Annotated in this window: 10 protein-coding genes and 1 other RNA gene; 4 read left to right on the plus strand and 7 right to left on the minus strand. The window is 45.3% G+C overall.

What is annotated here, in order from left to right:
• Nucleotides 1–89 precede the first annotated feature (89 nt).
• An RNA gene (gene rnpB, locus JKJ11_RS14300) (RNase P RNA component class A) lies at nucleotides 90–496 on the minus strand.
• 30 nt (nucleotides 497–526) lie between these two features.
• Nucleotides 527–1,390, minus strand: coding sequence for a 16S rRNA (cytidine(1402)-2'-O)-methyltransferase (gene rsmI, locus JKJ11_RS14305; RefSeq protein ID WP_006072698.1), 864 nt, complete (start codon nucleotides 1,388–1,390; stop codon nucleotides 527–529).
• Between the two features lie 62 nt (nucleotides 1,391–1,452).
• On the opposite strand from rsmI, the gene JKJ11_RS14310 reads away from it, so the two are divergent.
• Genes JKJ11_RS14310 through JKJ11_RS14325 form a run of 4 tightly spaced genes read left to right on the plus strand, consistent with a single transcriptional unit; the run spans nucleotide 1,453 to nucleotide 5,011 of the window.
• Nucleotides 1,453–3,357, plus strand: coding sequence for a penicillin-binding protein activator (locus JKJ11_RS14310; RefSeq protein WP_503059295.1), 1,905 nt, complete (start codon nucleotides 1,453–1,455; stop codon nucleotides 3,355–3,357).
• Nucleotides 3,320–3,709 carry a YraN family protein gene (locus JKJ11_RS14315; protein WP_252038366.1) on the plus strand — a complete coding sequence of 130 codons (390 nt, stop codon included), beginning with the start codon at nucleotides 3,320–3,322 and terminating at the stop codon, nucleotides 3,707–3,709. The genes JKJ11_RS14310 and JKJ11_RS14315 overlap by 38 nt, the downstream gene beginning before the upstream one ends.
• 2 nt (nucleotides 3,710–3,711) lie before the next feature.
• Nucleotides 3,712–4,302 carry a phosphoheptose isomerase gene (locus tag JKJ11_RS14320; RefSeq protein ID WP_006072694.1) on the plus strand — a complete coding sequence of 197 codons (591 nt, stop codon included), beginning with the start codon at nucleotides 3,712–3,714 and terminating at the stop codon, nucleotides 4,300–4,302.
• Between the two features lie 10 nt (nucleotides 4,303–4,312).
• Complete coding sequence (locus JKJ11_RS14325; RefSeq protein ID WP_240645396.1) at nucleotides 4,313–5,011, plus strand: BON domain-containing protein; 699 nt, start codon at nucleotides 4,313–4,315, stop codon at nucleotides 5,009–5,011.
• Nucleotides 5,012–5,078: 67 nt separating this feature from the next.
• Here JKJ11_RS14325 and ilvN read toward each other — a convergent pair whose 3' ends face one another.
• The 5 genes from ilvN to erpA form a co-directional block, all read right to left on the minus strand.
• Nucleotides 5,079–5,573 (minus strand): acetolactate synthase small subunit, encoded by a 495-nt coding sequence (gene ilvN, locus JKJ11_RS14330; RefSeq protein WP_006072691.1) that lies wholly within the window; start codon nucleotides 5,571–5,573, stop codon nucleotides 5,079–5,081.
• A 1-nt stretch (nucleotide 5,574) separates the two neighbouring features.
• Nucleotides 5,575–7,311, minus strand: coding sequence for an acetolactate synthase 3 large subunit (locus JKJ11_RS14335; protein ID WP_006072689.1), 1,737 nt, complete (start codon nucleotides 7,309–7,311; stop codon nucleotides 5,575–5,577).
• Between the two features lie 424 nt (nucleotides 7,312–7,735).
• Nucleotides 7,736–10,885, minus strand: a complete 3,150-nt coding sequence (locus tag JKJ11_RS14340) for an efflux RND transporter permease subunit (RefSeq protein ID WP_252038367.1) — start codon at nucleotides 10,883–10,885, stop codon at nucleotides 7,736–7,738.
• A 9-nt stretch (nucleotides 10,886–10,894) separates the two neighbouring features.
• Entirely contained in the window at nucleotides 10,895–12,010 is a 1,116-nt protein-coding gene (locus JKJ11_RS14345) for an efflux RND transporter periplasmic adaptor subunit (RefSeq protein ID WP_252038368.1), read from the minus strand.
• Nucleotides 12,011–12,262: 252 nt separating this feature from the next.
• Nucleotides 12,263–12,604 carry an iron-sulfur cluster insertion protein ErpA gene (erpA, locus tag JKJ11_RS14350; protein WP_006072684.1) on the minus strand — a complete coding sequence of 114 codons (342 nt, stop codon included), beginning with the start codon at nucleotides 12,602–12,604 and terminating at the stop codon, nucleotides 12,263–12,265.
• Between the last annotated feature and the right edge of the window lie 171 nt (nucleotides 12,605–12,775).

A 12,775-nucleotide genomic window follows, 5' to 3' on the forward strand; every position in this document is an offset into this window, starting at 1 on the left:
TCTGGTTAAGTTCAGCCTAACGTAAAGATAGGTGATAAAAAAGCAAAAAACCCATCACAAAATCAATTTGTAATGGGTTTTTTTATAATAGGTGAAGTTGACCTGTACGCCGGGTTCTGTATCCGCCGAAGCGGTGATAGCCATTCGTCTAGGCCAGCAATCGCTCACTGGCTCGAGCAACCTACCCGCCTCCATACGCGAGCAACGCAATGTGGAAGCCTATTTGGTCTTGCTCCGGGTGGAGTTTACCTTGCAACGAACTGTTACCAGTCGTCCGGTGCGCTCTTACCGCACCCTTTCACCCTTACCTGTGCTCCTTCCGAAGAAATGGAGCCATCGGCGGTTTCCTCTCTGCTGCACTTGTCGTGGGCTCACGCCCCCCAGGCGTTACCTGGCACCCTGCTCTGTGGAGCCCGGACGTTCCTCCCCTCCGTCAGTCTCCCCCAAGACAAGCTCAAGGGGACGTCAACGAAGCAGCGACTATCCAGTCAACTTCAGGGCGCGGATTGTAGCGGAGCGCGAGCAATTACTCAAGGTTTTCTAAACCCCATTTGTATAATGCGTTCTTTTTCAGGTTATAAATCTCTGCCGTTGCTGCCGCAGCTTTCTTCAATGGTAGCTCTTTAACTAAGATAGCTAAGGTTCGAGTCGCCTCGTCAGGTAACGTGTCCGTCACGGGTTCGCGGTATCCATGAATTAATAAAACCATCTCACCGCGCTTGCGGTTTTCGTCTTCTTCAATCCACTCAACCAATTCACCTAATGGCAGGCCCTGTATGGTTTCGTAAGTCTTTGTCAGCTCACGTGCCAATACAACTTCACGCTCCGGACCAAGAACTTCAAGCATATCTGCCAACGACTCAGTGATTCGATGTGGTGACTCATAGAAAATACAGGTACGCTCTGCCTTAGCGATTTCCATAAACTTGTCTTTACGACCTTTGCTTTTTGCAGGCAAGAAACCTTCAAAGCTAAATCGATCAGATGGCAGACCTGAGGCGCTCAAGGCTGTTATTACGGCACACGCACCAGGTAATGGCACAACTTTAACGCCCGCTTGACGACATTGAGACACTAAATGGTACCCTGGATCGCTGATCAGTGGCGTACCCGCATCAGAAACCAATGCGATGGATTCGCCCGCTAACAATTTATCGACTAAAACTTGTGCTTTTTGCTGCTCATTGTGATCATGGAGCGCAAATGTCCTAGTTTGAATATTGAAGTGAGATAAAAGTTTACCCGTATGACGAGTATCTTCAGCAGCAATAATATCGACGCTGTTTAAGACATCGAGCGCTCTTTGTGTGATATCACCGAGATTTCCAATAGGAGTCGGTACAATAAAGAGCGTTGGTTGCTCAATATAAGTGGTTTTGTTGCTTGTCATTTGTTTACCAGCACTTCAACGATTAATATAATGATTTTACACGAATAGTGATTAAAGAGCTCATGGCAATGATGAACCCAAAGAGAAATAGTGTAACACGCCTACTGACTCCAATTGCATTGGCTTTGTCCATTGCCGCTTGTTCTACTCAGCCAAGCGCCCCAACGAGTGTTGATATCACCCTTGCTCCAACCGCATCTTCTGAAACGTACTTAATGCGTGCCGATGCCGATCAAGGTGGTTTTGCTAATGAATGGCTAATTCTAGCGTTCAAAGCATCGATTCAAGAAGGCAACTACGAACAAGCTAAGCGACTTTCTAATCGTCTAGCCAAACAAAACCTAACCGTTATTCAGCAAGCAGAATGGCAATTAGCTCGTGCCGAGCTTAACCTAGCGCAAGGTAATGCACAGGATGCATATCTACAACTGAACTTCCCAGCGGAATGGCCTCTTGCCCAACAGCAATGGCAACGCTACTACGAGTTAAGAGCGCAAAGTCTGGCCCAATTAGGCCGCTACTTTGAGGCTAGCCGAGAATTGATTGCCATGTCAGGTTTCGCTCCACGCGAAGATCAGCAAGGCATCAATGATGAGATTTGGAATAACCTCAACCAGTATTCTGCTGAGCAGCTTTCAACCCTAGTCGCAGAACCTAAAGAAGAAGTTCTTGATGGCTGGTTACAGCTTGCAACTTATATGAAAGCACTAGGTGGTAGCCTTCCACAGCTACAAAATACCTTAAAGAACTGGTTGGCCGAGAACCCGGACCATCCCGCTGCTGAATACACCCCACAAAGTATCTTAGACATTTTAAGTTTAGAGATCACGACGCCTCACAGCACTGCACTGCTGCTTCCATTAACGGGCAAATATGCGAAACAAGCGCAGCTAGTTCGTGATGGGTTTATGATGGCAATGATGGACGATGAGCAACGCGACCCAGAAGCAATTTTTACCGTTATCGATACTAATGAAACGGCTCCAGCAGATATCAAAGCACAACTAATTGCCAATGAAGTGGACTTCATTGTTGGTCCACTTATCAAAGAAAACGTTGAGAAGCTGCAACAAGCACAAAAACAATCTGAAACGCCAATTCCAGCACTTGCACTCAATATTCCTAGCGAGTTAGAACCATCACAAATGATGTGTTACCTAACGCTTTCCCCAGAGCAAGAAGTAGCGCAAGCCGCCGCTCATCTTTCTGAAGGTAACTATGAGTATCCTCTGGTCCTAGCACCAAGAGGCAACCTCGGTGACCGCGTAGTGAAAGCATTTGAAGAAGAATGGGCGAAAGTCAGTGACAACAAAGTGGCTATTGCACAATATGGAAATCGCGCTCAGCTGCAAAAAACCATCAATAATGTATTCGGTCTTCAGCAAAGTCAGCAACGCATCGCCCAAATGGAAGCGTTGACAGGCATGAAGCTAGAGAATCAACCACGTAGCCGTCGCGATATTGACTCTGTTTATATCGTTGCCAATAGTGCAGACCTGACGTTGATCAAACCGTTTATTGAAGTGGCGATTAACCCAGATGCGAAGCAACCTCAGTTGTTTGCTGATTCACACAGCCACACTAGTAAACGTCAATACGAGGATCTCACTGGCGTAGTCTACAGTGATATCCCTCTGCTAATTGACCAAGATCCTCAGCTTGACGCACAAATGACCAAGTTCTGGCCGAAGAGCTCGAATGCAGAGAAACGTCTGCAAGCATTGGGGATGGATGCTTACTCATTAACTAAAGAACTACCGCAGTTAAAAGCCGTTCAAGGTTATTCTGTAGATGGCCAAACTGGCACATTGAGCGTTGATTCTGACTGTGTCGTACAGCGCCAAATTTCGTGGGGTGTATATGGTCAAAAGCCAACTCAAGTAACGGAAGCTTCTGAGACACAAGCGCCTAACATGGAAGAAGGTACGGATGGCACTGCTACCGTGGAACAACCGATCAGCCAATAAAAGAGCGGTTGGCAAAAACTACGAAATTCTCGCTAAGGACTATCTGGGTCGACAAGGCCTAGTAGCCTTAGCGGAGAATTACACCGCTAAATGCGGTGAGGTGGACCTCATCATGCAAGACAGTTCCACTCTTGTCTTTGTCGAGGTAAAGTATCGTCAAAGCACTCAGTATGGCTTAGCTCAAGAGATGGTGACACCCTCTAAAGCACGAAAGCTTCAAAAAGCTGCCACCCTTTGGTTGCTGCAAAACGGCTTATCGCCCTACGATACTGATTTTCGATTCGATGTCGTTGCCATTCATCAGCAAGGCAATGACATTAACTGGATAAAGAACGCGATCACTCAAGGATAACCATGCGCGATAGCATTAAAGAAAGTTTCACTGAAAGTATTCAAATTCAAATTGCGGCTGCAGAAGCGCTTCCTGACGTTATTACCCACGCTGCACAAGCCATGGTAGCAACACTACTCAACGGTCACAGAATTCTTTGCTGTGGTAATGGCGGCTCAGCTTCCAACGCCCAACAATTTGTCTCTTGTTTACTGAATCGCTTCGAAACTGAACGTCCCAGCTTACCTGCTATGACTCTAACTGCCGATAGCACCACAATGACCGCAGTAGCAAACGACTATAACTTCGAAGATATCTTTGCCAAGCAAGTACGCGCCTTTGGTCAAGCTGGAGATATACTGCTTGCGATTTCCACCAGTGGTAACAGTAAAAACGTCATCAAAGCTATGGAAGCCGCAGTAACTAGAGATATGACCATCATCGCCTTTACTGGTAAGGACGGTGGCGAAATGGCAGGTCTGCTGGGTGAGAATGATGTGGAAATCCGTATCCCATCTCACAGAACCGCACGCATTCATGAGGTGCATATGGTAACTCTGCATTGCTTATGCGATCTTATTGACCAAGTTCTATTCCCTTCCCACGAAGAGTAATACCATGAAGATGTACAAAGTTCTGACTTTGCTATTGGTTAGCATCATGTTGTCTGGATGTGCGGGCTTGTTTGTCGCTGGCGCAGCAACCACTGTCAATTTAGTGACTGATACTCGAACCACAAAAGAGATTTGGAACGATAACTCATTAGAATCCGAAGTTGCGGGGATGAGCAATAAAGCCCCCTACGTAGGCCAAGTACGTGTGGTTGCAAGTTCTCAACGCGGTACCGTGGTTCTGATGGGACAAGCTAAGACCCAAGCACTAAGCAACCAACTCGAAGCGCAAGTTAAAGGCTTAAAAGGCGTTAAACGAGTTTATAACCAAATTCGAATTAAAGATCCGATCAGCTTCACTAGTGTCAGTAATGACAGTTGGTTAACGACAAAAGTGAAGTCAGCGTTGCTGACCGATGAGCGCCTTAACGGTGTAAAAGTTAAAGTCATCACTGAAGACAAAGAAGTGTTCTTACTCGGTTACGTTTCTAAAGAGCATGCAGATGTTGCCACTGAAATCGCTCGTAACGTCTCTGGGGTAAACCAAGTTATTCGTGCTTTCCAATTTAGTGAGCAGCAAGACAAACTCAATACCGAGGCTCCAGTAGAAGAAACAAAACAGCCAGAAGCTCAGGTTAAAAATGCCGAACCTGAAGAAGAAATGAGACCAATTATTGAAGAGCCTGCACCTTTTCATGAAATAGAAGGTTAAAGTCCTTTTAAACGTAAAAAGCGAGCTTGGTGCTCGCTTTTTTAATATCTGTGGTTCGTCTTTAACTCTATGGCTTAAGTGCTCGCTCACCACGAGCAATACCTACGATACCACTTCGTGCAACTTCCACCACATCAGTCACTTCAGAAAGTGCTGAAACAAACGCATCCAACTTCTCTGCGGTGCCCGCGAGTTGCACGGTATACTGAGAAGCCGTCACATCAACAATCTGACCACGGAAAATATCTGCAGTACGCTTTACTTCCGCACGAGCGAAACCACTGGCTTTTACTTTCACCATCATCAGCTCACGCTCAATATGGTCAAACTCAGTTACTTCTTGAACCTTTAGAACATCAATAAGTTTGTGGAGCTGCTTTTGAATCTGTTCAAGTTCCATTTCGTCTGACTCAGTCGTGATGTTAAGACGAGACAGAGTTTCATCATCCGTTGGTGATACGTTGAGTGACTCGATGTTATAACCACGTTGAGAGAACAAACCTACCACTCGAGAAAGTGCACCCGGTTGGTTTTCCATTAGTAGTGAAATGATATGTCTCATATTATGTTCTCTCCGTTTTGCTTAGCCACATCTTATCCATGCCTTCCCCTTTAATTTGCATTGGGTAAACATGTTCTGTTTCATCAACATTGATATCGACAAACACTAAGCGATCTTTCATTTCTAGCGCTTTCTTCAAACCAGACTCAAGCTCGCTTGGGTTGGAGATTCGAATCCCAACATGGCCGTAAGCTTCTGCAATCGCAGCAAAGTCTGGAACAGAGTCCATATATGAGTTTGAGTGACGACCTTGATAAATCATGTCTTGCCACTGTTTTACCATTCCTAAGAAACGGTTGTTTAGGTTAATGATCTTAACTGGCACATCGTATTGCATCGCCGTCGACAGCTCTTGAATATTCATTTGAATACTGCCGTCACCGGTGACACACACCACTTCCTCATCGGGATGCGCAAATTTCACGCCCATGGCTGCAGGGAAGCCAAAGCCCATGGTCCCTAGACCACCAGAGTTGATCCAACGACGAGGTTTGTTGAATGGGTAATAAAGCGCTGCAAACATTTGGTGCTGGCCAACATCCGACGCGACATACGCATCACCGCCAGTCAGTTTGTGCAGCACTTCAATAACTTGTTGTGGTTTAATGCGTTCTTCTGAGGTCTCATAACCTAAGCAGTTGCGCGCTCGCCATCCTGCAATGTCATCCCACCAAGCATTAAGCGCTGCTTCATCATTAGTTCCGCCTTGCTCCACAAGCAATCTAAGCATGGTCTCAAGCACCACATCAGCAGAGCCAACAATCGGCAGGTCAGCACGAACGTTTTTAGAAATCGACGATGGATCGATATCGATGTGAACCACTTTGGCATTAGGGCAGTACTTATCAAGGTTGTTAGTTGTACGATCGTCAAAACGTACACCTACACCAAAAATCAGATCAGCATTATGCATTGCCAAGTTCGCTTCGTAGGTGCCGTGCATACCCAGCATACCTAGTGCATTTTTGTGAGTACCAGGGAACGCGCCTAGCCCCATCAAAGTACTAATAACAGGTAAATTAAGCGTTTCAGCTAGCTTAATGATATGCTGGTCGGCTTCTGACATCACCGCACCACCACCGACATAAAGCACCGGTTTCTTCGCTTCTAGAATCGCTTTTAGTGCTTTTTTGATTTGTCCTTTATGACCCGTCATTGTCGGGTTGTAAGAGCGCATCTTAATCGTTTCCGGATACTCGTAAGGAAACTTAATTTGCGGATTCATGACATCTTTTGGAACATCAACAACAACTGGACCAGGACGACCTGAAGAGGCGATATAGAACGCTTTCTTTAATGTTTCAGGTACATCTTCTGCACGTTGTACTAGAAAGCTGTGTTTGACCACCGGACGTGAAACACCCACCATGTCACACTCTTGGAATGCGTCATTACCAATCAGGTTATTTGGTACGTTACCAGAGATAACGACCATAGGGATAGAGTCCATGTATGCGGTTGCAATACCAGTAATCGTATTGGTTGCACCAGGACCAGAACACACTAATACAACACCAGGTTTACCGGTTGCACGTGCGTAGCCATCAGCCATATGGGTCGCAGCTTGTTCGTGACGAACGAGTACGTGTTGAATGTTTTCGCGCTTTTCATGCAGCGCATCGTAGATATCGAGAACGGAACCACCTGGGTAGCCAAAGATTTGTTGAACACCTTCGTCAATCAAAGATTGTACGATCATCTCTGCACCAGATAGCATTTCTGGGGTTGAATCTGCCATATTGTCTCCTTACCAGTTATCGCAGCAATTTGGTTATTGCTGAGCTGGCATTACATAGTTAGGTCTTATTCGTAGCCTAAATCGAAATTACTCACTTTCGGCTATGTCACGCCTAGCTTGTCATAACAAGCCATTCGTTTACGCAACAACTTTAACTCTTTCTTAGCACAAGATCTAACCCTATCAAGTTCTCAAAAAACACACTCCACTTTTAATGAGTCGTTTTGCAAACATTTGTTACAAGCTTGAACCACTAGCCAAACGATCAACAAGGACATCAATGAAAATTCAGTATTAAATTCTTTCAAATAACCCTAAAAACCGCGCAAACCTATCGTTGAGTTGGATAATTCACAATAAAGCTATCTGCAGAAAAAACAAAAGCCTCCCAAAGGAGGCTTTCAAATTTGAAGGCTCTATCTTTTTAAGCCGCTTTTGCTGGAGGCTTTCTCTTACTAAAGCGCCAACGCTTGAAGATGGATGGTTTAGATTGCTTCTCTTCTCGCTTTCCTAACATTAACAAACAAGGAGTTAATACTAATGTCAATACTGTCGCGAATGCCAAACCACCAGCGATAGCTGTTGCTAACTGCGACCACCACTGAGTGCTCGGAGCCCCAAACTCTATTTTTTGGTTAATGATGTCGACATTCATCTCCAGCACCATTGGCATAAGGCCAAGTATGGTCGTTACTGTAGTCAATAAGACGGGACGCAAACGCTGTACTCCGGTTCTCAATATGGCATCTCGCTTGTCTAATCCTCGTTTTAGCAGTTGGTTATATGTGTCGATAAGCACGATGTTATTGTTCACGACGATCCCAGCTAAAGCGATAACCCCAATTCCCGACATGATAATGCCAAATGGTCGCTGGAAAATAAGCAGACCTGCAAATACCCCCACTGTCGAGAATATAACGGCACTTAAGATAAGGAAGGCTTGATAGAAACTATTAAACTGAGTTATCAGAATCAATGCCATCACCGCTAGTGCAACCAAAAACGCACTTTGCAGGAATTCAGATGAGTTCTTCTGTTCTTCGTTTTGACCACGAATTCTATAATCGATACCGGCTGGTAAATCGATATTACTCAGTTGCTGCTGAAACTCTGGCAGTTCGACCGCGAGGTTATACCCTTCAGCCATATCAGCCTTAACACTAATAATACGAACGCCATCTAAACGGTTGATCGTATCTTGTTTAGGCTGAGGAGTTATCTCTGCAAAGTTGGTAATAGGCACCAATCCCGCTGGGGTTTTGATACGGAGCTCATCAAATCGGCCAATATCTCGTTTGTCACTTGGGAATCGAACGAGAATATCCACCTCCTCCGTCGAGTCGTCAGGCAAATAGTCGCCAATCTTCAATCCATTAGTGACAAACTGTACCGTATTTCCAACCAAAGTCGCATCTGCAGCAAACCGTGATGCATCATCGCGACTGATATCAATTTGCCAATCAATACCCGGCTTATTCGAGGTATCACTGATATTGGTCAGCTTAGAGTTACCATCAGCCCAGCGACGTATCATTTTAGCGGCTTCATCGAGCTTTTCTGGGAAACGCGCTGAGAGCTCAATTTCTAGATCGTGTTCAACAGGCGGTCCAGCATCTGGGAATTTGTACTCGATTTCGACACCAGCAAACTGATCCGTGGTCTGCTTTAGCTCTTCGATAATAACATTCACACGGCGACGATCTTGCCAATCAACCGGAGTGATCTGAATCGTACCAATTTCATCCTTACCACCGGTTTTGGTATAGACGCTCTCAAATTCTTTGTGGTTAAACATTACCTGTTCCACCACTCTCATCACTTCATCTTTCTCCTTGATCGATAAGTCACCGTGAGAACGCACTTTTACATTGAAGTAAGGAGGATCTACCTCAGGGAAGAACTCGGCACCTAGACCCGCTTTGTTGTAGGCGAACCCAACCCCTATCGCCATCAAAATCGCCAACAACAGTATTTTCAATGGGTGACCGATGGCAATATCTAGTGTGTGGTAATAGAGCTTAGTGATACCGGTTGCTTGATCAAATTCACCGTTATGTAACGCAACCATCTGTTGCTGGCGCTTCTGTGAAACATACTGAGGCTTGCCAATCAAACCACCGATCACAGGTACAAACAACAGTGCCATGACAAGCGATGCAGTGAGGGTTGCGATAAGAGTCAACGGTAAGAATTTCATAAATTCGCCGGTGGTGTCCGGCCAGAATAATAGCGGCGCAAAAGCTGCTAGCGTAGTGGCCGTTGAGGCTGTAATTGGCCAAGCCATTCGCCTTGCAGCGTCACGATAAGCTTGTTTACGAGGGGTACCCTCTTGCATTCGACGGTCAGCAAACTCCGTTACAACAATGGCCCCATCAACCAGCATCCCCACAGCCATGATTAGTGAGAACAGCACGATAATATTGACCGTTAAACCAAATACTGAGAGCACCAATAAGCCCGTTAGGAAAGAGCCGGGAATTGATATCCCTACCAACAAGGCCGTGCGTACACCAAGAATAGCAATAATGACGATCACTACTAAAATGATGGCCGAAAGAATATTGTTTTGGAGATCATTAAGCATGATCTTTACGTCTTTCGATTCATCTTTGGTGAATTTCACCAAAAGGTTATTTGGCCACTCCGGCAGCATTTGCGCTTGGCGTAATACCTCTTTAACGAGATCTACCGTTTCAATAATGTTCTCACCCGAGCGCTTTTTGACATCGAGTACCACTGCCGAGCGACCATCTAAACGAGCAAAGCTGTCAGGATCCCTAAATGCGCGGCGCACTGTCGCCACATCACCAAAAGTAATCACCTGTTTGCCATCGACCTTAACCGGTAGCTCTAATACATCTTTCAGGCTATCAAATACGGAAGGAACTTTAACGGAAAAACGTCCATATCCAGTATCGACAAAACCCGCAGCCACCACCTTATTGTTCAATGCGATTAAATTGTAGATATCGCCCTGATCTAAGCCATAGCTTTCCATTAACAATGGATCGACAACGATTTCAACGATGTCTTCACGGTCACCCGCGATATCCACGTCAAGGATCTGCCTATAGCTCTCCAACTTATCCCGCAATTGGCGAGCGAGTTGAACAATTGTGCGCTCTGGAACAGTACCGTAAAGAACGACTGATAACACAGGTTGCTCAGAGGCAAGGGTTACTTCGTTTACCGTCGGCTCATCACTGCCATCAGGTAGCTTAGGCTTCGCTAAATCTACCGCATCTCTGACATCGGCCATTGCTTTGGCTAGATCGACACCGACGTTAAATTCCAACGTCACTGAGCCATGCCCTTCTGAAGCCGTCGCCGTCATCTCTTTCACTCCCTCTACGGAGCGCATCTCTTTTTCAAGGGGACGGACTAACAATCGTTCACTGTCAGTAGGAGAAATACCTTGGTGGCTAACAGAAACATAAATGATTGGAATGGTAATGTCGGGGCTCGACTCTTTTGGTATCGAGTTATAAGTCGCAATACCAGCAATCAAAATTAGAACCAGTAAACTCAACATGGTTCTGGAGCGAGACAGCGCCGCATCAATTAATGCAAACATAGCAGCTCCTTATTGCTCTTGCTGCTGGGCAATTTGATTGGCTTGGTCAACACTGATGGCTTCAACGTTGTCGCCATCACGAACAAACCCCTGTCCGAGCACAATAATGTCAACTTGCTTGCCCAGTCCGGTCAGCCAAACGCCATCTTGCTCAGCTTTAACAAGCTGAATCGGTATAAAGGCGACTCGATTTTCCTTGAGAGTTTTCACCCCTAGGTTGCCCCTTTCATCTAGCGCCAGCATTGCAGGCGTAATCTTAATCGCTAATTGCTCATCTAACGCAAGTTCAACCTCAGCACTGATACCAGCCGGAATACGTTGATTAGGATTTGGTACTTCGATTTCAATCGGGAAAGTATTCGTCGATTCGGAAGAAACTCGAGAGATATAGCGCAACTTTCCAGTCACTTCATCACCGTTAATAAAGCGGATTTGCGATGGCTGGCTAGTGACCAATTGCTGAATATGTCTCTCGCTAACATCCGCTTCGATGATCAACGTTTCTAAATCAATCAGCGTCGCCACAGGGTCACCAACCGAAACAAAATCACCAAGTTCAATATATAGATGGTCGACAATACCGGTAAATGGAGCTTTGACTGATGTATTGCGTAATGCCAATTTCGCCGCACTCACCATAGCTTTCGCTTCAGTTAAATTTGCGGCAGCGGTTGAGTAAGCTACTTCTCCTTGAAGTCCTTTGCTTTTTAAAGATTTAGAGGCATTGAATTCTTGCTGTCTGACATTTAGCATCGCTTGAGCACGCTCTAAGCGTATCTGCAAATCACCGAGATCGATTTGAGCGATTGACTGACCTGCTTTAACTGAATCACCTTTTCGTACATTCAGTTTAATGATCTTACCTGCAATCTCAGCACCCAATTTCGCGGTACGATCTGGCGCTGTTCGGCCGTAGAGATCGATTTTCTTCTCGACTTGTTGAGCATTAAAAGTTTGATATACAACACGAGCTAGAGGCGCAGGATCATCGGAAGGTGCGGTAGATTGATTTTCTTCAGCTTTTAACACGCCTAAACCTAGCCACACACTAAGTATGAAGATACAGAGCAGAGAAATAAGCCAAGGACGTTTCGAAAAAAAACTGCCAGATTGACTGATTGGCATAATCATTTCCTTATAATTGTGTTTTTGACGCTAACGGTTAGATACGTTGCTCTAAGGCAACTAGTTCTAAAAAATTATTAGCAATCAAACATTAAACGACATCCTATGTTTAATGTGGTGACTGAACTACTTTACTCAGCCTAGAGAAATAGACAACTAAACTTCTCTCCTAATCTGCTCTTAATGGGGAATTTTTCACAATGTTAAAAGCGAGATCAAAAAAGGCGAACACATGGTTCGCCTTTTTATTTGCTATACGCTAAAAGATGCGCCACAGCCACAGGTTGTGGTCGCATTTGGGTTATTCACGAAGAAACGGGAACCTTCTAGTCCCTCAGTATAATCAACCACACCACCAACTAAATACTGCAGGCTCATTGGATCAACCACTAGAGTTACACCACATTTCTCAATAGTCGTGTCACCTTCGTTCACGTTCTCATCAAACGTAAAGCCATATTGGAATCCACTACAACCGCCACCCGTAATATAAACGCGAAGCTTAAGCTGTGGGTTTTCTTCTTCTGCAATTAGGGTCTGTACACGCGTTGCCGCGGCATCTGAAAAATCTAAAGGAATAGCTACATCACTCACGGGAACCTCTCTTGCTACTCAATCGCAAATAACACCCTACCACAACCTAATGATGGGCAGATATCCCCTGCGATGAAAAACGACGGCCCAGTTGCTCACCAGACCTTGCATATAATTTTTAAAGTTATTGCACCAGATTATCTAATACCTGACTGCTTCGTTCAAGTATTA

The organism is Vibrio sp. SCSIO 43133 (assembly GCF_023716845.1).
GTDB classification, from domain to species: Bacteria; Pseudomonadota; Gammaproteobacteria; order Enterobacterales; family Vibrionaceae; genus Vibrio; species Vibrio mediterranei.

Coding starts and splice junctions, on each gene's coding strand:
- rsmI (WP_006072698.1), bottom strand. CDS start 1,390: ATGACAAGCAACAAAACCACTTATATTGAGCAACCAACGCTCTTTATT.
- JKJ11_RS14310 (WP_503059295.1), top strand. CDS start 1,453: ATGGCAATGATGAACCCAAAGAGAAATAGTGTAACACGCCTACTGACT.
- JKJ11_RS14315 (WP_252038366.1), top strand. CDS start 3,320: ATGGCACTGCTACCGTGGAACAACCGATCAGCCAATAAAAGAGCGGTT.
- JKJ11_RS14320 (WP_006072694.1), top strand. CDS start 3,712: ATGCGCGATAGCATTAAAGAAAGTTTCACTGAAAGTATTCAAATTCAA.
- JKJ11_RS14325 (WP_240645396.1), top strand. CDS start 4,313: ATGTACAAAGTTCTGACTTTGCTATTGGTTAGCATCATGTTGTCTGGA.
- ilvN (WP_006072691.1), bottom strand. CDS start 5,573: ATGAGACATATCATTTCACTACTAATGGAAAACCAACCGGGTGCACTT.
- JKJ11_RS14335 (WP_006072689.1), bottom strand. CDS start 7,311: ATGGCAGATTCAACCCCAGAAATGCTATCTGGTGCAGAGATGATCGTA.
- JKJ11_RS14340 (WP_252038367.1), bottom strand. CDS start 10,885: ATGTTTGCATTAATTGATGCGGCGCTGTCTCGCTCCAGAACCATGTTG.
- JKJ11_RS14345 (WP_252038368.1), bottom strand. CDS start 12,010: ATGCCAATCAGTCAATCTGGCAGTTTTTTTTCGAAACGTCCTTGGCTT.